The 23,043-nt window shown below is 38.5% G+C and carries 20 protein-coding genes; 7 read left to right on the top strand and 13 right to left on the bottom strand.

Annotated features, from left to right (window positions below):
- Positions 1-3: 3 nt before the first annotated feature.
- From R2Q84_RS07955 to R2Q84_RS07940, 4 genes are read right to left on the bottom strand one after another with little or no spacing between them, the layout of a single operon-like run.
- On the bottom strand, positions 4-654 hold the full coding sequence (locus tag R2Q84_RS07955) for a hypothetical protein (RefSeq protein ID WP_316816019.1): 651 nt from the start codon (positions 652-654) through the stop codon (positions 4-6).
- Positions 655-688: 34 nt separating this feature from the next.
- A complete protein-coding gene (locus R2Q84_RS07950) occupies positions 689-1,249 on the bottom strand; it encodes an RNA polymerase sigma factor (RefSeq protein ID WP_316816018.1) in 561 nt (186 codons plus the stop codon).
- Between the two features lie 49 nt (positions 1,250-1,298).
- Positions 1,299-2,258 (bottom strand): transketolase family protein, encoded by a 960-nt coding sequence (locus tag R2Q84_RS07945; RefSeq protein WP_316816017.1) that lies wholly within the window; start codon positions 2,256-2,258, stop codon positions 1,299-1,301.
- 2 nt (positions 2,259-2,260) lie between these two features.
- Positions 2,261-3,127: a transketolase gene (locus R2Q84_RS07940; RefSeq protein ID WP_316816582.1), complete on the bottom strand. Its 867-nt coding sequence runs from the start codon at positions 3,125-3,127 to the stop codon at positions 2,261-2,263.
- A 210-nt stretch (positions 3,128-3,337) separates the two neighbouring features.
- On the opposite strand from R2Q84_RS07940, the gene R2Q84_RS07935 reads away from it, so the two are divergent.
- The 4 genes from R2Q84_RS07935 to R2Q84_RS07920 all read left to right on the top strand — a co-directional run bounded on the left by R2Q84_RS07935 (position 3,338) and on the right by R2Q84_RS07920 (position 8,007).
- Positions 3,338-4,591: a sugar MFS transporter gene (locus R2Q84_RS07935; RefSeq protein ID WP_316816016.1), complete on the top strand. Its 1,254-nt coding sequence runs from the start codon at positions 3,338-3,340 to the stop codon at positions 4,589-4,591.
- 178 nt (positions 4,592-4,769) lie between these two features.
- Positions 4,770-6,236: a response regulator gene (locus tag R2Q84_RS07930; RefSeq protein ID WP_316816015.1), complete on the top strand. Its 1,467-nt coding sequence runs from the start codon at positions 4,770-4,772 to the stop codon at positions 6,234-6,236.
- Positions 6,237-6,318: 82 nt separating this feature from the next.
- Positions 6,319-6,885, top strand: coding sequence for an RNA polymerase sigma-70 factor (locus R2Q84_RS07925; protein WP_316816014.1), 567 nt, complete (start codon positions 6,319-6,321; stop codon positions 6,883-6,885).
- Positions 6,886-6,954: 69 nt separating this feature from the next.
- On the top strand, positions 6,955-8,007 hold the full coding sequence (locus R2Q84_RS07920; RefSeq protein ID WP_316816013.1) for a FecR family protein: 1,053 nt from the start codon (positions 6,955-6,957) through the stop codon (positions 8,005-8,007).
- 65 nt (positions 8,008-8,072) lie between these two features.
- On the opposite strand, the gene bcp is transcribed toward R2Q84_RS07920, so the two are convergent.
- From bcp to R2Q84_RS07900, 4 genes are all read right to left on the bottom strand, one after another.
- The gene (bcp, locus tag R2Q84_RS07915; RefSeq protein ID WP_316816012.1) at positions 8,073-8,537 is read right to left on the bottom strand and encodes a thioredoxin-dependent thiol peroxidase; all 465 of its coding nucleotides are present in this window, start codon (positions 8,535-8,537) and stop codon (positions 8,073-8,075) included.
- 4 nt (positions 8,538-8,541) lie between these two features.
- Complete coding sequence (locus tag R2Q84_RS07910) at positions 8,542-10,266, bottom strand: M23 family metallopeptidase (protein ID WP_316816011.1); 1,725 nt, start codon at positions 10,264-10,266, stop codon at positions 8,542-8,544.
- A 5-nt stretch (positions 10,267-10,271) separates the two neighbouring features.
- Positions 10,272-10,883, bottom strand: coding sequence for a fumarylacetoacetate hydrolase family protein (locus R2Q84_RS07905; protein ID WP_316816010.1), 612 nt, complete (start codon positions 10,881-10,883; stop codon positions 10,272-10,274).
- Between the two features lie 101 nt (positions 10,884-10,984).
- A complete protein-coding gene (locus tag R2Q84_RS07900) occupies positions 10,985-11,446 on the bottom strand; it encodes a T9SS type A sorting domain-containing protein (RefSeq protein WP_316816009.1) in 462 nt (153 codons plus the stop codon).
- Between the two features lie 275 nt (positions 11,447-11,721).
- Here R2Q84_RS07900 and R2Q84_RS07895 point away from each other — a divergent pair, with 275 nt between their 5' ends.
- Positions 11,722-13,674, top strand: coding sequence for a KUP/HAK/KT family potassium transporter (locus R2Q84_RS07895; RefSeq protein ID WP_316816008.1), 1,953 nt, complete (start codon positions 11,722-11,724; stop codon positions 13,672-13,674).
- Between the two features lie 41 nt (positions 13,675-13,715).
- Here R2Q84_RS07895 and R2Q84_RS07890 read toward each other — a convergent pair whose 3' ends face one another.
- The 5 genes from R2Q84_RS07890 to yihA all read right to left on the bottom strand — a co-directional run bounded on the left by R2Q84_RS07890 (position 13,716) and on the right by yihA (position 21,417).
- Positions 13,716-15,896 carry a TonB-dependent receptor domain-containing protein gene (locus R2Q84_RS07890; protein WP_316816007.1) on the bottom strand — a complete coding sequence of 727 codons (2,181 nt, stop codon included), beginning with the start codon at positions 15,894-15,896 and terminating at the stop codon, positions 13,716-13,718.
- A 274-nt stretch (positions 15,897-16,170) separates the two neighbouring features.
- Positions 16,171-18,129 (bottom strand): amino acid permease, encoded by a 1,959-nt coding sequence (locus tag R2Q84_RS07885; protein WP_316816006.1) that lies wholly within the window; start codon positions 18,127-18,129, stop codon positions 16,171-16,173.
- A gap of 56 nt (positions 18,130-18,185) precedes the next feature.
- A complete protein-coding gene (locus tag R2Q84_RS07880; RefSeq protein WP_316816005.1) occupies positions 18,186-19,901 on the bottom strand; it encodes a M3 family oligoendopeptidase in 1,716 nt (571 codons plus the stop codon).
- A 5-nt stretch (positions 19,902-19,906) separates the two neighbouring features.
- Positions 19,907-20,773, bottom strand: a complete 867-nt coding sequence (locus R2Q84_RS07875; RefSeq protein ID WP_316816004.1) for a UbiA-like polyprenyltransferase — start codon at positions 20,771-20,773, stop codon at positions 19,907-19,909.
- A 14-nt stretch (positions 20,774-20,787) separates the two neighbouring features.
- Complete coding sequence (gene yihA / locus R2Q84_RS07870) at positions 20,788-21,417, bottom strand: ribosome biogenesis GTP-binding protein YihA/YsxC (RefSeq protein ID WP_316816003.1); 630 nt, start codon at positions 21,415-21,417, stop codon at positions 20,788-20,790.
- A gap of 52 nt (positions 21,418-21,469) precedes the next feature.
- On the opposite strand from yihA, the gene ubiE reads away from it, so the two are divergent.
- Both ubiE and R2Q84_RS07860 read left to right on the top strand, forming a co-directional pair.
- Entirely contained in the window at positions 21,470-22,201 is a 732-nt protein-coding gene (gene ubiE / locus R2Q84_RS07865; RefSeq protein WP_316816002.1) for a bifunctional demethylmenaquinone methyltransferase/2-methoxy-6-polyprenyl-1,4-benzoquinol methylase UbiE, read from the top strand.
- 44 nt (positions 22,202-22,245) lie between these two features.
- Positions 22,246-22,935 carry an outer membrane beta-barrel protein gene (locus R2Q84_RS07860; RefSeq protein ID WP_316816001.1) on the top strand — a complete coding sequence of 230 codons (690 nt, stop codon included), beginning with the start codon at positions 22,246-22,248 and terminating at the stop codon, positions 22,933-22,935.
- Positions 22,936-23,043 lie beyond the last annotated feature (108 nt).

The following is a 23,043-nucleotide window of genomic DNA, read 5'->3' as shown; positions in this document are numbered from 1 at the left end:
TATTTATAAATTTAATGCAATGTCACTCTGAGAGTAATTGTTAAGGATATAGTTTTCTAATGCTACATCTTTAGCTGCTGGTTTAGGTTCTTGTAAACCGTTAGCTTCAATATGATCAATAATAACCTGTTCATCTATATCGTATAACATTTGTTCAGTAGAGGAATCGGTATAGGCAAACCTGGTACCTGGATGATTTTGTGCATAAAAATACAAGCCAGCAGCACTTAGTATTACAAAACAAGCAGCTGAAGCATATTTTAATATATTGGAATGCCATAAGCTAACAATCTTTGTTGGTTGCGACTTAACAGGTTCATCAACCGTTTTAGACAGGATATTTGCCTGCAGCTTCTCAAAATAATTAGCCGGGACAGCTGTGTTTTGTTCAGCAAGGGGTGCGATAACTTTTAACCGTTCAGTAAGTATTTCAGCATTGATCTGCCCACCTAGTTCTTCGAAATAACCTTCAGGAGTACTAAAGTCAGTATCAGCTACCTTAGCTTTTAACTTTTCCAGGTATATGGCATTGGTAATCTGAAGGGGTAAATGTTCAAAATATCCTTCAGGTACAGAAAAAGAATGGTCTACAGGCAAAGCCGCCAATGTAGGTGCTTCCTTTTTCCAGTCGTTATTTTCTAAATTATTATCCATTACAAGTATATTGATGCATTAAATCCCAAAAGGTTTAAAAGGTAATGTCTTCATTTAACATAAAAGTTTCAACTTTCTTTACAGCGATGTGAAAAGAAGCCTTTAAAGCCCCAACACTGGTTCCTGTAATTTCTGCTATTTCATCGTATTTCAAATCGTCAAAGTATTTCATGTTAAAGATCAAACGTTGCTTTTCAGGAAGCGTAAGTAGTGCTTGCTGGAGTTTTAGCTGAACTTTGTCGCCATTAAAGTGAGAAGAAGCAATTAACGTCTCTGCCAGTTCGGACGAAACTTCGTCTATAGGTGTATTATTCCTTTGTTTCTTTTTGTTTAGAAAAGTAATTGATTCATTGGTCGCGATGCGATATATCCAAGTATAAAGCTGGGCGTCGCTGCGAAATTTATCAAGGTTTTTCCATACTTTGATAAATGTATCCTGTACCAGGTCATCAGCATCATCATGGTCAATTACCAAACGCCTGATGTGCCAGTAGATTTTCTGCTGGTACTTAGTAAGAAGCAGGTTAAAGGCTTCATCCCGAGTTTTTATATTTGAGAATTTCTCTAAAATCTCTGAATCTTCAACCTGCTTCATTTATTGTTTTATGCTATTGTTCTTAGTCTTTGTTCGTTTGTCCCTGATCTTAAGATTTGGCTCTTTTCATCACCTTTTGGGCAGCTTCAACAATGTTAACGCTGTCCAGTCCGTACTTAGTCATCAATTGATCTGGCGTACCGCTTTCTCCAAAACTGTCGTTTACAGCAACAAATTCCTGAGGGGTTGGTAATTCTGTTGAAAGTAACCTCGCAACACTTTCGCCTAGTCCGCCATATTTGTTATGTTCTTCGCAAGTAACTACACAGCCAGTTTTCTTTACTGATTTCAAGACTGCTTCTTCATCCAAAGGTTTAATGGTATGGATATTAATAATTTCAGCATCAATACCTAATTCCGCAAGTTTTTCACCAGCTTCAATTGCTTTCCAAACCATATGGCCTGTAGCAATGATGGTTACATCTTTACCTTCGTTTACCATCCAAGCTTTACCGATTTCGAATTTTTGATCAGGATCAGTAAAAACAGGAATTACCGGGCGACCGAAACGCAGGTATACGGGGCCATGATGTTCAGCAATGGCTATTGTTGCAGCTTTAGTTTGGTTGTAATCACAAGTGTTAATTACAGTCATACCAGGCAACATTTTCATTAGACCTATATCTTCCAGGATCTGGTGAGTTGCACCATCTTCACCCAGGGTTAAACCTGCATGTGAGGCACAGATTTTTACGTTTTTATCTGAGTAAGCTACAGATTGACGAATCTGATCATAAACCCTGCCGGTAGAGAAATTAGCAAAAGTTCCTGTAAAAGGTATTTTGCCACCAATAGTTAAACCTGCTGCAATACCAATCATGTTGGCTTCAGCAATTCCAATCTGGAAAAAACGTTCAGGGAATTCTTTAATAAAGGCGTCCATTTTCAAAGAACCTACAAGGTCAGCACATAATGCCACTACTTCAGGGTTCTTTTTTCCTGCTTCAAGCAATCCGGCACCAAAACCGGAACGTGTATCTTTTTTTTCAGTATATGTATACTTCTTCATGCTTAATAATCTTTAAGGGTACTACTTAATTGAGCTAGAGCTGCGGCAAGCTGTTCATCATTAGGTGCTACACCATGCCATTTGTGCGATCCCATCATGAAATCAACACCATAACCCATTTGGGTACTCATTAAGTTTAAAACTGGTTTTCCTTTGCCTGTTAATGATTTTGCATAATGTAATGCTTTAACGATAGCATCCATATCATTACCATCCGAGTTGATTACGTGCCATCCGAAAGCTTCAAATTTAGCTTGAAGGTTTTCCAGTGATAACACCTTTTCAGTCGGACCATCAATCTGCTGTCCGTTATAATCAACAGAAGCAATCAGGTTGTCTACCTTATTATGGGGCGCATACATAATCGCTTCCCAATTTTGTCCCTCTTGTAATTCACCATCTCCAAGTAAAACAAATACTGTAGAGTGATCTTTGTTTAACTTTTTAGCCTGAGCCGCACCGATGGCTACAGATAGCCCCTGGCCTAAAGATCCGGAAGCAATCCTGATACCAGGAAGACCTTCGTGGGTAGTAGGGTGACCTTGTAACCTTGAATTAAGTTTTCTGAAAGTCGCCAGTTCGCTTACTTCAAAATAACCTGATCTGGCTAAAACGCTGTAAAAAACCGGTGAGATGTGTCCGTTCGAAAGAAAAAACAAGTCTTCGCCTTTTCCATCCATCTTGAAATCAGTATTGTGGTTCATGATTTCAAAATACAATGCAGTCATAAAATCTGCACATCCTAATGATCCTCCCGGGTGACCCGATTGGCAGGCATGTACCATTCTAACAATATCCCTTCTTACCTGAGCGGCGATATCCTCTAATTCATTTATTTTATGTTTCATTAATTGGGGTTGTTGATTAATAAAGCAAATGTAATTAAAAATACTTTGGGGGTAACATTTAAGGCAAAGTTGACCGTAATAGAAAAAATTAAACAAACGTTTGCGTGAAAAAAGTTAATTAAGCACGTAATTCAATGAAAATTTATATTTTTAGAGCTTGAAGTTTTTAAAATAGTTAAAGAAGTAAGAATAGTACCTAATTAAAACCTTAAACTAAATCATTAAATAACCATGACAACAAAAAAATCCTCAAGTCCTATTATTATTATAGGAGCTTTGTTCTTTGTATTCGGCTTCGTCACCTGGCTTAATTCAGTGCTCATACCTTATTTAAAAATTGCATGTGAGCTAACCAATTTTGAATCCTACCTGGTAGCCTTTGCTTTTTATATAGCTTATATAGTAATGGCGTTACCTTCGGCCTGGGTGTTAAAGAAAACAGGGTTTAAGAAGGGGATGGCAGTCGGCTTGGTTATCATGGCGGTTGGTGCCCTAATATTTATTCCAGCGGCACTTACTCGTACTTATTCACTTTTCCTTTTAGGTCTTTTCATACAAGGAACTGGTTTAACAGTATTGCAATCCGCATCAAATCCTTACATTACTATTTTGGGTCCTCCAGAAAGTGCTGCAAAACGTATCAGTATCATGGGTATCTGTAATAAGGTTGCAGGTGCAATTGCTCCGATAATACTGGGTGCAGTAACTTTGAAAGATGCAGATGGCGTAACCGCAAGAATAGCGAATATGAATCTTGTAGAAAAAGCACAGGAGCTGGATCTGCTTGCTCATAAGGTTATTTTCCCTTATGTAGCTATTATCGCTTCATTAGCAGTACTTTCTGTATTGGTATATTTTTCAAGCCTTCCGGAGATTGATACAGATAAGGAAGATGATGATGTTGCATTAGCGAACAGCAATAAAACAAGCATTGTACAGTTCCCTCACTTATTGCTGGGTGTTGCAACTTTATTCTTATATGTTGGTGTGGAAGTAATGGCTGGTGATACCGTAATCAGTTACGGATCTTCTCAAGGGATTGCCTTGTCTACAGCTAAGTTCTTTACAACTTACACGCTGATTAGTATGATTGTTGGATATATAGTTGGTATTTTATGTATTCCTAAATACTTCACGCAACAAACAGCGTTAAAAATGTCTGCCATTTTAGGTGTGATTTTATCTATAGCAGCTATTCTTACAGAAGGTTATATATCTGTATTGTTCATTTCATTGTTAGGTTTAGCCAATTCATTAATGTGGCCTGCTATCTGGCCATTGGCAATAGCTGGGTTAGGACGTTTTACAAAAACAGGTGCTTCTTTATTGATTATGGGTATAGCAGGTGGTGCGATTATCCCGTTATTGTATGGTTACCTGGCTGATACTGTAAACCCTCAGCACGCTTATTGGATTATGGTTCCTTGTTATTTGTTTATCTGGTACTATGCCGTATTAGGACACAAAGTAGGAAGGAAAGTCTAGTCAGTTTTTTCAATATAAAACACAAAAGGAGCAGCTTTAACAGGCTGCTCCTTTTGTGTTTTATAGGCTATATTCTGGTAGTTGAACAAAATGAATAGGTCTATTAGACAGTGTATTGACTAATTTTATCACTCATTATTAAATGCTGGGAGTTTAATACCTTTAACTAATATCATTTATGTTCATTTCCCGATTGTGTCAGAGCCTGAATGATATTCCTATATCAAAGAAGCTCTATTTTATATTTGGAACCATCATATTATGGATGGTGGCTGGACTGTGCGCATTTTTGTTTTCTAAAGTAGTTGTAACGATTCTTACACTATCAGCTGGTTCTATGGCGGTGTTAGTGTTAGTTTCTATTATAAGGAGCTTTGAGCGCATTGAGCGGACAAATAGTCTTAGTGGTCATGCTGAAATAGTCAGGGGAGATCAAAACCTAAATGAAGTTGACGCACTTCGTATTAGTCTGGCGAAAGAACAGCAGAGAGCAGAGCATTACGAAAGGGCGAAACAGTATTTTCTTGTCAATATGAGCCACGAGATACGTACGCCTATGAACGCGATTCTTGGTTTCGGGAGATATCTTCAACGTTCTCTAAAAGATCCGGAAGATTTGGACTCCGTCAAGATGATCATTAAATCTGGTGAACATTTGCTGACTACTTTAAATGACATTCTTGACTTTGTCAATATTGACGCCGGGGAGATTAGTTTTGTTTGTTCACCTTTTAATCTGAAAGACACCGTTCAGTCTATTTTTATGCTTAAGGAGTCTGAAGCCAAAATAAAGCAAATTGAAATAAGCTATAGTATTGATCCGGAGATACCAGGAGTAATTTATGGGGATTCGGTACGGCTTACTCAGATCTTGTTAAGTCTGACTTCAAACGCAATTAAATTTACTGAAGAAGGTGGTGTTTTCATTTCTGCAGTATTAGTTTCCGATCATGATGATCACGTGATTGTGGAATTTAGTGTTCAGGATACTGGTATAGGTATTGATCTTGATATGCAGGAAAAGATCTTTAGTCCTTTTGAGCAGGGGACCAATCATATGAAGCGTAAGTTTGGTGGCACAGGAATCGGTTTAAGCATCGTTAAACATTTAATTGCACTTCAGGACGGCGTGATTCAGTTGAAAAGTAAGCCTGGTGAAGGTTCTGAATTCTATTTCAGACTACCGTTCCTTAAAGCTCATGCTGGTAAAGACTTAACGAAATCACAGAATAAAGTCCATGGTCTGGCTGAAGGGGCGGAAATTGAAAAGGAGGTCAGCATATTGATTGTTGAAGACAATAAAATAAATCAGCTGCTGGTCATTAAACTTCTTGAACAAAGAGGCTATCAGACCACTGTTGCCGAAAATGGGAAGATAGCGCTCCATAAATATAGTCATACAGATTTTGATATCATTTTGATGGATCTGCAAATGCCTGAAATGGATGGATACGAAACTACTGTCCATATTCGTAACATGACTTCTCACAAAAAAGACATCCCAATTGTAGCGATGACCGCCCATACGATCAAAGGCGAGCGAGAAAAGTGCCTGGCTATTGGAATGAACGATTACATTTCAAAACCTTTTCATGCAGAAGAATTGTACGAAAAGATTAATATGCTGATAAATACCCTTGTTTAAAATAATCGGTCGTCCTTTGCCTTCCTGATGTTATTTTTATATAAGTTCGTATTTATAAAATCAAATATGAAGTTTTAGCGATATGATTGTTTACAGCGCACTTACTGATCAGGAGTTAATTGAAGAACTTAGAACAGGTAGTCATGATGCTTTCAATGAAATTCACCATCAATATTATGCTTTGCTGGTTCGTTATGCTTTCAATATTTTCCAAGATAAAGAAGCTTGTAGGGATATGGTGCAGGATGTGCTGGCTTGGTTCTGGGAACATCGGCGGCAACATCAGGTAAATAATATTAAGGGATACCTTCTAATGGCTGTAAAGTATCAGGTTGCGAATTACCTACGTAAAGGAAAGGTGCGTGAAAACTTTCTGATTTCATCTCTGAATGTTGCAGACTATAGCTTAAATGAAGAAAGCCTGGAGCTACAGGAACTTCAAGCGGTTATTACGAGTTTTGTTCATCAGCTGCCTGAAAAATGTGCAGAGATTTTCCGCTTAAGTCGTGAAGAACAACTAACCAATAAAGAGATCGCTGTTAAATTGGGGATTTCTGAAGTTACCGTGGCGGTGCAGATCAAAAGAGCGTTAGACAAGTTAAAAGTAAATCTTGGCAAAATGAACTTCTGGATGTATTTCTTTGTTTAATGAAAAAATATTTTCCGTTCTTGTAAATAATGGGCCAACTAAGGTTACTTATTTGTATAAACCATAAGTATGAGTAACGAAGAACTGGTCATATTGGCCACAAAAATAACTGAAGGTAAGGCCAGCACTGCTGAACTTAGGTTGTATAACGCTGTTTGTGAATCCTATCAGCGAGAACAGAAAGCATGGCCTGGTATGGAGTCTGAGCTGCCCAGGATGGAAGCTGCATCTCTAAGTAAATTCTGGGAACATTATTCAGATCGTAAGGTCGTTAAACTTTGGCCGCGTATTGTTGCTGCGGCTGCTATATTATTGATAGTTGGTGGAGGATTTTGGTTTTATAATTCCCAGCAACTATCTGGAAATAGGGAGAGCATTGTGAATTTAGGCCCTGAGATTGCTCCGGGAAAGAGTAGTGCCACACTCAAACTTGTCGGTGGTGAAAAAACCATTAGTACACCGCGCGGGAGTACCTACGAAATGGTACTGCCTGATGGCACAAAAATATGGCTGAATGCTGCAACTTCAATTAAATTTCCATCATCTTTTGCCGGACAAACACATAGAAAAGTTGAGCTCTTAAGTGGCGAAGCTTATTTTGAAGTGGCCAAAGATAAAGAACATCCTTTTGTGGTCAGTAGTGACGGACAAGAAGTAGAAGTGTTGGGTACACGTTTTAACATCAATACTTATGATAGCAGTATAAAAACAACCTTATTTGAAGGCAGTGTAAAGGTGAGTCAGGTGTTGCCAAAAGGAGCTCAAGCAACTAACGCAAAATCGAAAGCTAATAACAGCATAGTTTTAAAACCGGGAGAGGAATCGGTTGTATTTAAAAATACTTTGAAAATTTACATGGCCGACCGGGAAAAAGCCCTGGCCTGGAAGAGTGGGAATTTTAGGTTTGATAATGATACAATCGAAACCGTCATGCGTCAAATTTCTTATTGGTATGATGTGACGGTTGTTTATGAAGGAATAAAGCCTGAAGCGAGATTTTCTGGTTTAATGAAAAGGGACATGAAGTTGACTGAAATATTGAATATACTTGAGATGGTAGGCCTATGTAAATTTAGAATTGAAGGAAGCAAAGTCTATGTGTCGAAAGTATATGCCTATTAAATAAAAATGCGTCCACATCTTTTTACAGAAACGTGGACGCATTTTGGGTTCAATTCAGTTGGTTCTTACTTTCCAAGTAATTCCAATACCTGTGCCGTAGAATTTTTTGTGTCAACTTTTTTAATAATATGGGCAATATTGCCTTCTTCATTAATGATAAATGTAGTTCTGTGCGTGCCCATGTATTTTTTACCGTACATGTTCTTTTCTCCCCAAACACCATAATCCTGCACAATTTTCTGATCCGTATCCGCAAGTAGCGTAAATGGTAAGCTATATTTCGTTATAAACTTCTGATGAGACTTTTCGTCGTCAACACTTACACCAAGTACAACAATGCCTTTAGCTGTTAAACCCTGATAATTATCCCGGAAATCACAAGCCTCGGCAGTACATCCCGGAGTAGAATCTTTAGGGTAAAAATAAAGAACTACAGTTTTTCCTTTAAACTGGTCAAGAGTTACCGTATTGCCATCCTGGTCTTTTGCCGAAATGGCCGGTGCTTGCTGCCCCTCTTTTAATTCGCTCATAGTGCTATTTATAAAAAGTAATTGAATAGTTTTTGTTGTTGTCTTTCATGTCAGTAACAATAATCTCGAGTGTATGTTTTCCAGGAGTCGTACCTTCATCGAAAGTATGCCATAAGGTGGCAGATTTGGTGTCAAATTCCATCAATATCCATTTGCCGTCAATATAGCCATTAAAGCTCTTAATGCCTGAAAGGTTATCTCTGATTTTAAACGACATTTTACTGATGCCAGCCATAGATTTTTCATTGGCAATGTTAATCGGCGTAACGGTAGGAGGCACGGTGTCAATGGCGATGAAATAACTGCCAAAATTGCGTGGTTTCGCCTTTACATAACCATTTTCGAAATACCCACCCTGTGATGATCTCCCGGTGTTTACAATCAAAGCTTTTTCTTTGTATTTATTTACTGCGCTATCAGCCTTAATCCAAAGCTCAAAACCTGTATGGAGTGGTGTTAAATTGTTCTGGATCTGATGAATGGCTGAGTATGCATTAGTAGTAGGCTTAGGAAGTTTTTTATAAACGAAGTTCAAATCATTGTATAAGCTCCCTTTGGGAATGATGACCTTTACTTCATCATTGTTGAACTCGTTAGGGGTGGCATAACTAAAATTCAGACTGCCGGTTGGTGGCTCAGGGGTGTTAATTGTTGCCTTGTCATTCGCCTGTACATTAAATGCAAGTGTGCTCTTATTGCCTTTGCCATCTGTAGTGATATATTTAAGCCGATGCAGTTTCCCATCATTAAATTCAATCTTACCATTGTTTACCAGGTTGAAATAAATCTTCAGCGGGTTCCCTGGGTCTACAAAACTTTTTTGAATACTTTTTTTGGTATTCATATAAGTAGGGTAATCAATATGAGAGTTGATGGCTTTACTGTTTTCAAAAGAGAATTTTTCTAAAGCTGAAGTATAAACAGGTTGACCGTCTAGTTCCAATGAGATGGAATAAACACCATTTGTACCTGATGCACCATTGTGCCTGTCAGTGGTGATCACGCCGAAGCCTACTTCACCGCCAAGATTAATAGTTGTTACCTTATTTAGCTTGTAATTTCCTGAACCGCCCACAACCTGAAAATACTGTTTAGGTACAAACTCATTAAAAGGTTTGTTGTTTAGACGGTACACATACATCGCGTGAATAATAGGTGGGATGTTGTCTGGTATTTCAAGTCCAAATAATTGTGGGTTAATGGTTGCTTCAGTTTTGGTATCTCTGATTTCAAAATGTAAGTGTGGACCTCCGGAGCTCCCCGAGTTTCCGGTGTAGGCAATGATATCACCTTTGCGAACGGGAATAAACTGTGCATTAGGGAATTCGTCTATTTCGTATGATTTTTTCTGGTATTGAATTGCTTTTGCCTGTGGTGCAATTTTAGCACCAAACCTTTGCAGATGCCCGTATACTGAAGTAAAACCATTAGGATGATTAATGTATATGGCTAAACCAAATCCACTGTTTTGAACCCTTAATCTGGAAATGTAACCATCAGCGATGGCATAAACAGGGTATCCTTCACGCTGGTTGGTACGGTAATCCATTCCGGAATGAAAGTGATTGGCCCGGAGTTCACCAAATGAGCCTGCTAGGGCAGGAGGAACTATATCAAGCGGTGATCTGAAATCTACAAGCGGATATTTACTTGAACTAAGAATCTCTTGTCCAAAAGTGTGTAATGAAAGTAGAAATGCAACTGTAAGAAAGATATATTTTTTAATCATCAAAGTTATTTTATATCGAAGTTAAGTAGTTGCTGTCCTTGCAGCCATGCTTCAAGTTTATCCCCGGGCTGAACCTGTCCCACACCTTCTGGCGTGCCGGTGAAAATAAGGTCTCCTTTTTTTAAGGTGATGTATTGCGAAACGAAGGCTATAATCTTTTCAAAAGAAAACAAGATGTTTTTTGTATTGCCATTCTGCCTGGTCTCATTGTTGATTTTTAACTCAAAACCTAAGTCATAAAGGTTCTCAATATCCGTTTTTGGGATAAAGTTACTAACTGCAGCTGAGTGGTCAAATGCTTTGGCCAGCTCCCAGGGCAGCCCTTTTGCTTTATGGGCAGTCTGGATGTCCCGAGCTGTAAAATCGATGCCTAAGCCGATTTCTTCATAGTATTTATGAGCAAATTTTTCAGCGATATGTTTCCCTTCCTTACATATTTTTAAAACTACTTCCAGTTCATAATGGATGTCTGATGAAAAGTCTGGAATATAAAAAGGCTTATTGTCTTTAAGTAAGGCTGTATCAGGCTTTAAAAAGATAACAGGTTTATCCGGGATAGGGTTGTTTAATTCCCTGGCATGTTCGGCATAGTTACGACCTATGGCAATTATTTTCATTTGTATGTATTTATTTTTTTATGATGATGAAACTATCAAGACTTAGGCCAGAATGGTTTCAAAAATACAAAAGAAATAAATGGGGAACAATTAAAGGGGGACTATAAAACGGAGATTCGTTTTACTACAGTCTCGCTACCTGACATGATCTTCAGAAAATAAATGCCGGCGTTTAAACGATTTGGTATGGTATAACTTTTTGTTTGCTCTCCCGCCGCTATACGTTCATTGGAAAGGGTTACGATTTCATTGCCCAATAAATCCATGATTTTTACAGAAAGATTCGACTCTCTGTCCATGCGAAGAATCAGATTAACCTGATCATCTACAGGATTAGGATATACTTTTAAAACCGTAAGGATTTTTTCAGGCTTAAGGTTATTTGAAGTTTTATTGTTCGACACAAGATCGTTATACTGAACGTATCCAAAACTATATTTTGGTTTGTAAGTTTGTACACTCGCTTTGATTTGCGGGGTTTTATTGATCTTTTTAGCCCTTGCGGCACTTGCCAAACTGTCGGTTTTTTGACCAAAAACACTAACGCTGCACAAAACACTCATGCATATGATGCATGAAATATTCAGGAGAGCCACTATTTTCCGTTGTATCTTCATGTTTGGTACTGCCAAAAATATAAATAATAAAATTAAAAAATCAATGATTTTAATGACTATTTTCATATTTAACAATATTTAACATGTTTATCCGTTAAATACCGTTTTGACTTTTTTACATTTCTTGTTTCTTCTTAAACATTATTGAACTGAGTTTTGTTTATTTACTGTACTTTTGCCCTCTGTTTTAATTAAATAGTGTCACATCATATTATTAAATAGTGTCAAGTCATAAGAATTTTAACGCGCTTTCAGCCGGTGGTTTATTAGTCAGTTTAGGGATTGTTTATGGTGATATTGGTACGTCGCCGCTTTATACCCTCAAAGCAATTTTTAATTCAGTAGTTGGCGGGGGGCAGGAAGTGACTCCCGATCTTGTACTTGGAGCCTTGTCCTGTATCATCTGGACTTTAACACTTCAAACTACCGTTAAGTACGTTTTGATTACTTTAAGGGCTGATAACAAAGGTGAGGGTGGAATATTCTCTCTTTATTCGCTGGTTAGGAAAAATGCCAAATGGCTGGTTATTCCGGCTGTTGTTGGAGGTTGTGCCTTACTGGCCGATGGGATCATTACCCCTAGTATCACGGTAACTTCGGCAATTGAAGGTCTCCAGTTAAAATTCCCTACAGTTAGTGTCATACCGATTGTATTGGCGATTATAACAGGCCTATTTATTATTCAGCAGTTTGGAACAAATTTAGTAGGAAAACTTTTTGGACCTATTATGTTCCTCTGGTTTGGTGCACTGGGTGTATTAGGTTTACTATTCGTTGTACAAGATCTTACCATTTTTAAAGCTTTAAACCCTTACTACGCGTTTAATTTGTTGGTCAATAACCCTATGGCCCTGTTAATTCTGGGAGGAGTATTTTTATGTACCACAGGAGCGGAAGCTTTGTACTCTGATATGGGGCACTGCGGGCGCTCTAACATCAGGATCAGCTGGATCTTTGTGAAAACCATGCTTATCCTTAACTATTTAGGACAAGGTGTTTGGATATTGCATCATGGTAATTATGATACAGGCTTAAATCCGTTTTTTGAAATCGTTCCAACTCCTTACCTGTTATTTATGGTTGCATTGGCAACCGTTGCTGCGGTTATCGCCAGTCAGGCCATGATTACAGGGTCATTCACTTTAATTTCTGAAGCAGTAAGGTTAAATCTTTGGCCAAAAGTTAGGATCAATTATCCAAGTAATCAGAAAGGACAGATCTATGTGCCTTCCATCAACTGGATTTTATGGGCAGGTTGTATCGCTATCGTTTTGATATTTAAAAGTTCGGGAGCAATGGAGGGGGCTTATGGTTTAGCCATTAACCTTACCTTCTTAGCAACGACTATATTGATCGCCGCATACATGAAACGCAAAAAAGTGCCGGTGTATGTGATTGGGATATTTCTTGCTATTTACATGCTGCTGGAGTTAACCTTCCTGGTAGGTAATATGTCGAAATTCCTGCATGGCGGCTGGGTAACAGTACTCATTGGTTCAGCTTTGTTTACCGTAATGTGGAGTTGGTATGTGTCCAGAAAAATCAAAAACAGATTTGTTAAATACGTGGAGATTGAGGATTATTATCAGATCATCAGCGAGCTGAGTGAAGATACTTCTGTACCTAAATATTCCTCTCAACTGGTGTATTTAACGAGTGCGAATTTCAAAACAGAGATCGAATCAAAAATCATTTATTCGATCATACAGAAGGAGCCAAAAAGAGCGGATGTTTACTGGTTGGTGCATGTTGATGTAGTTGATGAACCATTTACAAGGGATTACAAGGTGGAGTTTTTAATCCCTGGAAAATTAATCAGGATTGACTTTAAGCTTGGTTTCAGGGTAGAGCAACGCATTAATCTCCTGTATAGGAAGGTGATTGAAGAGCTCGTGAAGAATGGTGAAGTTGATATCACCAGTCAGTATACTTCGTTAAATAAACATAAGATTGCTGGTGACTTTAGGTTTGTGCTTTTAGAGAAGCATTTATCTAAGTTCTCTAAACTGAGTCTTTATGAGCGTACCATTATGGACTATTATTTCATCCTGAAACGTTTAAGTCTTTCTGAAGAAAGGAGTTTTGGATTGGACTCCAGTTACGTTGATGTAGAAAAAGTTCCATTGATATTTGTTACGCCTGATGATATTGAATTGAACCGTTTGCCTGTTTAAAAGACAAACGGTAGTTCTCTGACAGACCAGTAAAATATTCACTAACGCGCCCGGCTACGTTCTTCTGCATTCCCTGTGTTTTTATCGCTGGATTTAGCCCCGCTGTTTCCAAAACGATAACTGAGGCTTAGTAAGGCATAACGGTTCATCTGGAAGTTCGTGAACTTTTGCCTGATGTTATTAACCGTAGTAGTAATGACTGGTGCACTGCTTAAAAACAAGTCATTTAAGGTTAAAGCCAGATCTACTTTTTTCTTCAGAATGGCTGCTTTAAGTCCCAGGTCTAGTTTGTAATAAGCATTTGTCCTACTGATACGATCTACCTCAGGGAACTGGTACCAGAAGTTAACTGCAGCAGCCAAGGTTTTCTCCTGGTTAAGGAAGATGTTATTGTTGGTCGCCAGGTATAAGCCAAATCCATTTACGCCTTCAATATTAGACAGCTTAGATTTTGCCTGGGTGTACGAAAAAGTGACCTGGTTGTTATTGTCTAGCCAGGAAGCTAGAGGTAACGACAGGTTTTCGGAAATCCCGTAGCGATAGGTTTTGATAAAGTTTAAAGGCGTAGTATAAACAATATTGGTATTCGCATCTGCAAGGATGACATTACTGAAACCATTTTCGGTCATGTTAAAAAAGAGGGAAGAGCTGAGTATGTTCTTATAACTGTGTAACAATTCGAAATTATTATTGTACTCTGGTTGCAGGAATGGGTTTCCCTGGCCGTAGCTATAAGCGGTGTATAGAGATTTATACGGGTTTAAGTTCCAGAAAGTAGGCCGGTTGATGCGCCTTCCAAAATTAAAAGATAAGCTTTGTTCTGCAGTGGGCTGATAGTTGATTGATACAGACGGAAACAGTTTAAAATAGTTGTTGATGGTATTTTGTTTTAGCACATGTGAATATCCCTTTGTCTGTGTGAGTTCCGAACGCAGCCCTATTTTATATTTCCATTGCTGGTGGTCTATGTTCATACTGGCATACAACGATTGGGTGTTTTCTGTGTAATCAAACTCATTACTCAGGCCCGGGTTAAAAATCAGCTCATCCTGAGCAGTTTTGTAGTAGTAAAAGGCATTGCTGTAATTGTCAATAAAGCTTAGTTTTCCTCCAAAATCAAATTGTGCAAAATGTGTAGGGATGCTGGCATCAGCTTTAAAAGTATAGATCCTGATTTGCTGTTTATTGGTGTCGTAGAACCTGGTCCTGCCGGAAGGATCAGGGCTGCCATCTGATTTAAAACTGTTGCTCTCAAAATCCGAGACATCGGTCCTATAATGGTTAAAATAATCTGCGTTCAATATGAGTTTTCTTCCACTTGTATCAAAATTTATAATGCTGTGCAGGTTTACAGCGTTGATGCGGGCAACCGGATAATAAGTAGCAAAGGCTTTAATGCTAGAGTCGCGTAAGGCAGTTCCTGGGTTCGTAAACGTATTGTTCACATGATCGTTACCATCGTAAATATTCTTTCCACCAGTATAACTGAAGCCAATGGAGGTTTTAGTGCTTATTTTATAATCTAGTCCGGCTTCATAGTTCAGCATACGGTATTTATAATCGCCGGTATCGGATTGCATCCAGATTTGTTTAGGGTAGCTGAAATCTGTGCGGAAACCTTCCAGCAGTCGGCCCCGGTCTAGATTTACACTGGCACGGGCAGTTAATTTTTCGGAATTGTAACTGATGTCTCCGGCTGCATTTAGTCCCTGGAAATTCCTGGTCCCGTATACTTTGGCTGGGTTATGAAACCAGCGTTTTCCGCTGGTCTGTAGGTTAACCGCATAGCCTTGCTGGCTGCTTTTTTTGGTAATGATATTGATCAATCCGGCATTTCCTTCGGCATCGTAATTGGCACCTGGATTTTTAATGAGCTCAATTCTGGAAATTTGTCCTGCGGGAATAGATTTGAGATATCTCGTTAACTCTATTCCGCTTAGTTGTACTAAACGATCGTTAATCATCACCCTTACATTTCCTTTTCCGGCAATGCCAACCTGACCATCGCTAATTTTTACACCCGGGACTTTGCTGAGTGCATTTAAGGCATCAGATCCCATGGCCGTAACACTTGTTGCTACGTCGTAAATCAGTTTGTCGGAGTTGTTTTTAACAGTTGATTTAACTGCTTTGATTTCGATCTCTTTTAAGTTGGTGTCAATTTGTGCCCGGAGATGGAAATGGAGCATCATCAGTGCCAGGCAAAGAAGTAATGGTTTCAAATTTAGGATTGATTTGAGGTTTATATTCGATTTGTGTGTAGTTGCAATTTAGCATAATTTATCAGAATTAACCTTACACAAATAAGGCTCCGGGGAGGAGCCTTTATTGTTTTGGTCGTCCGACCAAACAACTATAGGGATAATTAGGAGGGCAACTTAATATGGCTCGATTTTATCTATTATTGAGATAAAAGAGCCTGGGTGATCAATAACAAATCACCAGTCTAATGTAACTATATAATCTTAAATATTATAATAAATCTCAAAAATATTTCTATTTATGAGTATTTTCTACATTAAGTTTACTGTGTTTATAGCCATATAGGAAGTAGACGAACAGGCCAACAATTAACCAGATGCCAAAACCTATCCAGTTAGAAATGCCCAATTCACACATCATGTAAAGGCAGCAAAGCAGGCCTAAAACTGGTATAAGTGATAAGTTCTTTGTGATACAAAAGTAGGTAACTACAATACTGATAATCAGAAATATCCACATTGGAATTTTATGCCTGAACAGTTCCCAGCCAGTTTCGTATTTTTTACTGGCATGGATAGCTGAGTTATCGATGAAATCCTGGTATTGTTGTGCTGTGAGTTGATTTAAATAAGCTTCTGCATCAATGTTATCCTTCGCTTGGATACCAGCATTTTTTGCAGCGGAGGCAATTTCCTGTTTGATAATACCTCTTTCAATCTCGTTTAGAGAGGTAACAACCTTAAGAGGTCCATTAATAGCAGGGCTATTAAATAAAAAGGCTTTTGTTTGTTTCTCATATAAAGTAAAGCCGGTTACTATCATTCCTGCAAATAGTAAGGGGATTATATATTTTGAGTTTATGTAAGGTATTTTGAATTTACCTCTTTTAACACCTGGTTTGTTTTGCAATACCAATACACCGGCACAAACCAATACAAAGGCGAATAACGTTCCAATTGAACATAGATCGGTTACGATGGTGAGGTTCATAAATAAGGAAGGAACGGCTACTACAAATCCAACAACAATTGTAGAAAAAGAAGGTGTTTTATATTTAGGATGTATTTTAGAAAATGATTTGGGCAATAGACCATCACGGCTCATACTCATCCAGATTCTTGGCTGCCCCATTTGAAACACTAGTAGTACACTAGCCATGGCAAATACAGCACTCACAGCGACAATGCCGCTCATCAATTTCAGATCAATCTGATCGAATACAAAAGCAAGTGGATCGCCTACCGCAAGGAGTTTATAATTTACAATACCGGTAAGGACTAGTGCTATTGCAACGTAGAGTATTGTACAGATAATGATGGCCCACATCATCCCCCGTGGTAAATCACGTTGTGGGTTTTTACACTCTTCAGCAGTTGTAGAGATCGCATCAAAACCAATATAAGCAAAGAATACTGCAGAAACACCTTTTAGTACGCCTGATACACCATTCGGGGCAAAAGGATTCCAGTTGGACGTATCTACATAAAATATACCAACTGCGAGTACCAATAAAATGACCGCCAGTTTTACAATCACCATCGCATTACTTGCGTTTCTGGACTCTTTCATTCCCCTGTAAATTAACCAGGTAATAAAAATGATAATCCCTAAGGCAGGTAGATCGGCTACCAGATGAAAGCCTCCAATTTTTGGGGCAGTAATCCAGGCATTATTTGCTATTCTGGTGGCGTCGTCTAAATTCGCAAAGCTTTTTCCAGCATTTACCAATGCTTCTGCATGTTTATGTCCATTGTAGGCCGAAAGGTAGTCCATTGTTGCCCAATCGGGTACATGAATGCCATTAATGCCCATGGCTGGAATTTGTATAGAAGAGAGTAGACCTGTAAAATAATCGGACCAGGAAATGGCAACAGTAATGTTTCCTATGGAATATTCCATAATCAATGACCAACCTATAATCCAGGCTACGAGCTCACCAAATGCAACATAAGAATAGGTATAGGCACTACCGGAAACCGGCACCATCGAGGCAAATTCTGCATAAGCAAATGCGGCGAAGCTACAGGCGATAGCTGTAAATATGAACAAAAATATCACTGCCGGCCCACCATCAGCACTGGCCTTGCCTATTGTGCTGAAGATACCTGCACCAATAATGGCTGCAATGCCAAAAGCTGTCAGGTCTCTTACACCAAGGGTCTTGTGTAACGATGTACCATGTTCACCATATCCCTTTTCGGCATCCGCCAATATTTTATCAATAGACTTTTTCCTGAGCAGTTTTTGAAACATATTTAGTTTTTTCGGTTAGTTCGGTATTATTCAAACTTAGAAATTTAGTTTGTAAACTACCCTAATTTCTCTAATTCTTCTTTTACAAAGGACGCGAGCTGATCAATATAATCCAGGCTAAAGTCGAACTTAATACCTGCAGTTTCGTAAATTTCATTGATTGGCTTGGTATACCCCAGTGCGAGCGCCTCCAGGTACTGTTGTAATGCCTTTTGCGGGTTTTCCTTATAGTTTTTCCAGATCGCTATGGCTCCTAATTGGGCAATCGCATATTCAATATAATAAAAAGGTACTTCAAAAAGATGAAGCTGTTTTTGCCAGGTGTTGCCGAATTCTTTCTCCAGGCCGTCCCAATTGGTAAAGCCGGCACCAAAACGGTTGTATATTTGTTTGAATGCATTTTCACGATCAGCTGCATTGTGATCCGGATTGGTATAAATCCAATGTTGGTACTGATCTATTACGGCTACCCATGGAAGGGTTTTAAGTACGTCGGCCAGTTGTTCTTTCTTAGCACGGAGCAAGTCTTCTTCATTATCAAAAAAGATATGCCAATTGTCCATAGAGATCAATTCCATGCTCATAGATGCCAGTTCTGCTACTTCCGACGGACAGTGTTTAAAGTCGTTCAGTTCCAGGTTCGCTGTCAGGAAAGTATGAATAGCATGCCCACCTTCATGAACCATTGTTGTCAGATCCCTAAATGAGTTGGCCGAATTCATAAAAATGAAAGGTGCACCAGTTTCTGCCAGAGGATAATTGTACCCGCCCGGAGCTTTGCCTTTTCTGCTCTCCACATCAAAAAGCTGGTTGGCCTTCATAATGGAAAGCATATGCCCCAGTTTAGGATCAATAGCATTAAAGCAATTTATTGTTTTATCAATGAGTTCTTCTCCACTTTTAAATGGTTTTAATGCAGGCTTACCTGTAGTGCTTACATCCATATCCCATGGTTTTAGAACTTCGATACCTAGCAATTCCGCCCTTTTTTCAGCCTGCGCTTTAAGAATTGGAACGATTTTCTTTTCTATAGCTTCATGGAAATGGTAACAGTCTTTAGGTGTATAGTCAAATCTGCCAAGCGCCTGGAACATGTAATCCCGGTAGTTTTCAAAGCCGGCATTTAAAGCAACCTGATGGCGCATAGCTACCAGTTCATCGAATAGTATGTTTAAATCATCTTTGTCTGCCAAACGGCGTTGCTGTATAGTTTCCCATGCCTGCTGTCTAACTGCCCGGTCTGTATCTTTAATGAAATTGGCAGCTTGTTCAAGTGTATACTCCTGGTTATTTATCGTTACACTCATTGCGCCGGTAATACCTTGATATTTCTGCTGGCTAACCTGTAATTTGGTGAGCAGTTCAACGTTTTCATCCCTGTAAATTTCAAGTGCTTTTCTGATTGCCCTGATATAGACAAAATACTTTTCCTGATCCAGTTCATCAATAAAAGCACTGTCATTGAACTTCTGATTCAGGAGGTTTGCAATTGGAGAAATCTTAGGTTCAATTTCCATTGCAAAATATTGGAAATTTTTAACCAGTTCTTCGTTTGCCGTATCGCAACTCATTTTAATGTACCGCCATGCAAAATCTTCTTCTAAAGCAGCTTCAAGTTCACTTTTGTCTTTAAGCCATTGTTCCAGCTCATTAACGTTATCGATCTGACGTTCCAGTAACTCATTTAAAATGGGTTCAAGGTTGTTCCATTCAATTTGTAGATCCTGCGGAATATAAACTCGTGTTTTCTTAGGTATGGTAAGGTTGATCATAGGATCTAAAAATTATAATAAGTTCTTAAAAAAGCGTCCAATAAAAAGCAAATAGCAAAAACAACAGAGGCATAACCATTGGTAGTGGCAAAAGCACGGTTTACTTTGCTAATGTCAGTTGGTTTTACCAGTAAGTGTTGATAAATCAACATTGTACAGAAAAAGGCAACACCAATATAATAAACCCAGCTAAAACTACTGAAAAAGATAGGGACTATAACACAGGTTGCGGATAAAATGTGCAAAACGACCGACAGGTTTAATGCGTTTTTTATGCCTAAAGCTGCAGGAATAGAATGTAGTTTTTCCCCTTTGTCAAAATCTTCGTCCTGGAGCGCGTAAATGATATCGAAGCCGCTTACCCAAAACAATACGGCAAAAGAATAAAGTACTGGAACCAGGTTAAACATGCCCGTTACAGCTATGTAGGCTCCTATTGGTGCGAGGGAAAGTCCCAGACCGAGCACAAGATGACACAATGCGGTAAACCTTTTCGTATAACTGTAAAATAACACCACAAACAAGGCTATCGGTGATAAATAAAAACAGAGGCTATTGATGAAAAAGGTAGTCACTGTAAAAAGTATACAGTTGATTATGACAAAGGTTAAAGCTTCACTGGCTGATACCTTGCCTGCCGGAATGTCGCGCATTTGTGTGCGTGGATTTTTGGCATCTATATTTCTATCCAGGTACCTGTTGAAGGCCATTGCAGCATTGCGTGCAAACACCATGCATAGGAGCACAAGCACTAGTTTAAGCCAGTTAAAAGGATTGTCGGTAGTAGTTACACCAAGAAAAAAACCAATCATTGCAAATGGTAACGCAAAAATGGAATGTGCAAATAGTACCAATGAAAAATACTTTTTCATGTATAATTAGAAATTTAATAGTCAGAAGCGGGCGATAAATCAGGCATGGCAAAATCTTTATTTACTTCTTCAATAAAGTCAAGAACTTTATCTCTTCCAAGGGCCTTTTCAGCAGAAGTTACAAAATAAGGAGGAATTTCTTCAAACCATCCACCTAATGCCTTTTTGAACAAAGCGACATTCTGATCTGTCTTTACCGTGGACTGTTTATCTGCCTTTGTGAAAATAAGTGCAAAAGGGATTTGAATTTCTCCCATCCAACAACAAAATTCCAGATCAATTTTTTGAGGCTCAAGTCTACTGTCGATCAAAACAAATACACATTGCAAGCTTTCACGCTTGGTAATGTAATTGCGGATGAATTTCTCCCATTTCTCTCTGCTGCTTTTAGATACTTTAGCATATCCATAGCCTGGTAAATCTACTATATACCACTTCTCATTAATTAAAAAGTGGTTGATAAGCTGCGTTTTTCCTGGCTTTTGCGAGGTTTTAGCCAAACCATGCTGGTTAACCAACATATTGATCAATGATGATTTGCCTACGTTTGAACGACCGATAAATGCATATTCGGGCATGTTGGCAGTAGGTAAGGCCGAAACCTTCGTATTACTACAAATAAATGTTGCTGATTTTATAATCATTTGACAAAGGTAGAAAATTAGTTTTCAACAATACTTATCTTTGCTGCTTACTATGAGCGAAAACATTACACCGTACCAATCTCAGAATGCTACCAAGAAAGAACAGGTGGCCACAATGTTCAATAATATATCCGGAACTTATGATTTTTTAAATCATTTTCTTTCCCTGGGTATTGATATATTATGGCGAAAAAAGGCGATTAAAGAGCTTAAAGCGATACAACCCAGGATTATGCTGGATGTGGCTACCGGAACAGGTGATTTTGCTTTTGAAGCGATAAATATTTTACAACCGGAGAAAATCATTGGTGTAGATATTTCTGAAGGAATGTTGGATGTGGCAAGAAAAAAAATCAGCGAACGAAATCTTCAGCATGTTTTCTCTGTTCAGATGGGAGATTCTGAAGGTTTACAATTTGACGATAATCATTTCGATGCCATTACTGTAGCCTTTGGCGTACGGAATTATCAAAATCTGGAAAAGGGGCTGGCGGATATGTATCGTGTGTTAAAGCCGGAGGGTAAGATTGTCATTTTAGAATTTTCTAAACCAAGGGCATTCCCAATTAAACAAGGCTATAATTTTTACTCAAACCAGGTACTCCCATTTTTTGGAAGGATGTTTTCTAAAGACAATAGTGCTTATACTTATTTGCCAGAGTCTGTTGCAGCATTTCCTGATGGCGAAGATTTTATCAAGTTAATGAATAAGGTCGGGTTTAAAAAGAGTAAAGATATTCGTCTTACTTTTGGTATATGTGCCATTTACACAGGAATTAAATAAAATTGATTAAAAGGACAAAACTATATGTACTGTTGGTGTGCCTTATGGCCGCACAAACTGCTGCTGCCCAAAACTGGGGAGGTGGTGTAGATGACGACGAGATCCATTTCGGTTTTACCTTTCAATACCTGACTTCTGAATTTAAGTTTTTAAAAAAAATAGATTGGCAAAAACCATTTATAGATGAAAACGGAAGGATTGTTTCTGGAGAACTTAAATCGCTTTCTTCTAAATCTTCGCCGGGATTTGGTATTGGCTTCGTAGTGAATAAACGTTTGGGTGAGAACGCAGACGTGAGGTTTACACCTACACTCGTTTTTAATGATCGCCTGGCTACGTATGAATTTGCAGGATTGGAGGCTCCTATAGAAAAAAAAGTGCAGTCGACTATGATTGACATCCCGCTTGGAATTAAGTTAAAGTCAGACAGAAGAAATAATTTTAGAGCTTATGTCATCGGTGGAGCAAAGTATTCAATGGATATTGCTTCAAAAAAGAGGAGTAATGATGATTCTTTTGCTGCGATGGAGAAATTTTTGAAGAATAAAAAGAACTTCTTATCATGCGAGGCGGGGTTTGGTGTTGACCTTTATTTCGAATACTTTAAAATGTCACCGGAAATAAAACTGTCCTATGCTTTAAATAACGTATTAAAGAATGACCCGAGTCCGTATTCAGCCCCAATTGACAAGTTGATGTTGCGTCATGTTACTTTCAGTTTGTTTTTCGAGTAAGGTATTCGCGTTAAAAACACATTTATACTCGTAAAAAAATTATAGCTTTGCTTGCTCAGAAAGCATCCGAAAAAGGTGTAGTCTAGGTGACAATGGACGTTTGAATTG

Origin of the sequence: Pedobacter nyackensis (genome assembly GCF_032678475.1) — a bacterium.
Taxonomy (GTDB): Bacteria; Bacteroidota; Bacteroidia; order Sphingobacteriales; family Sphingobacteriaceae; genus Pedobacter; species Pedobacter nyackensis_A.
The sequence above is the reverse complement of the archived record's forward strand: the minus strand, read 5'-3'. Positions and strand labels throughout refer to the sequence as shown.

What these genes read in the sequence shown, in the direction of transcription:
- R2Q84_RS07955 (WP_316816019.1), bottom strand. Translation starts at nt 654, where the DNA reads ATGGATAATAATTTAGAAAATAACGACTGGAAAAAGGAAGCACCTACA.
- R2Q84_RS07950 (WP_316816018.1), bottom strand. Translation starts at nt 1,249, where the DNA reads ATGAAGCAGGTTGAAGATTCAGAGATTTTAGAGAAATTCTCAAATATA.
- R2Q84_RS07945 (WP_316816017.1), bottom strand. Translation starts at nt 2,258, where the DNA reads ATGAAGAAGTATACATATACTGAAAAAAAAGATACACGTTCCGGTTTT.
- R2Q84_RS07935 (WP_316816016.1), top strand. Translation starts at nt 3,338, where the DNA reads ATGACAACAAAAAAATCCTCAAGTCCTATTATTATTATAGGAGCTTTG.
- R2Q84_RS07930 (WP_316816015.1), top strand. Translation starts at nt 4,770, where the DNA reads ATGTTCATTTCCCGATTGTGTCAGAGCCTGAATGATATTCCTATATCA.
- R2Q84_RS07925 (WP_316816014.1), top strand. Translation starts at nt 6,319, where the DNA reads ATGATTGTTTACAGCGCACTTACTGATCAGGAGTTAATTGAAGAACTT.
- R2Q84_RS07920 (WP_316816013.1), top strand. Translation starts at nt 6,955, where the DNA reads ATGAGTAACGAAGAACTGGTCATATTGGCCACAAAAATAACTGAAGGT.
- bcp (WP_316816012.1), bottom strand. Translation starts at nt 8,537, where the DNA reads ATGAGCGAATTAAAAGAGGGGCAGCAAGCACCGGCCATTTCGGCAAAA.
- R2Q84_RS07910 (WP_316816011.1), bottom strand. Translation starts at nt 10,266, where the DNA reads ATGATTAAAAAATATATCTTTCTTACAGTTGCATTTCTACTTTCATTA.
- R2Q84_RS07905 (WP_316816010.1), bottom strand. Translation starts at nt 10,883, where the DNA reads ATGAAAATAATTGCCATAGGTCGTAACTATGCCGAACATGCCAGGGAA.
- R2Q84_RS07900 (WP_316816009.1), bottom strand. Translation starts at nt 11,446, where the DNA reads ATGAGTGTTTTGTGCAGCGTTAGTGTTTTTGGTCAAAAAACCGACAGT.
- R2Q84_RS07885 (WP_316816006.1), bottom strand. Translation starts at nt 18,129, where the DNA reads ATGTTTCAAAAACTGCTCAGGAAAAAGTCTATTGATAAAATATTGGCG.
- R2Q84_RS07880 (WP_316816005.1), bottom strand. Translation starts at nt 19,901, where the DNA reads ATGATCAACCTTACCATACCTAAGAAAACACGAGTTTATATTCCGCAG.
- R2Q84_RS07875 (WP_316816004.1), bottom strand. Translation starts at nt 20,773, where the DNA reads ATGAAAAAGTATTTTTCATTGGTACTATTTGCACATTCCATTTTTGCG.
- yihA (WP_316816003.1), bottom strand. Translation starts at nt 21,417, where the DNA reads ATGATTATAAAATCAGCAACATTTATTTGTAGTAATACGAAGGTTTCG.
- ubiE (WP_316816002.1), top strand. Translation starts at nt 21,470, where the DNA reads ATGAGCGAAAACATTACACCGTACCAATCTCAGAATGCTACCAAGAAA.
- R2Q84_RS07860 (WP_316816001.1), top strand. Translation starts at nt 22,246, where the DNA reads ATGGCCGCACAAACTGCTGCTGCCCAAAACTGGGGAGGTGGTGTAGAT.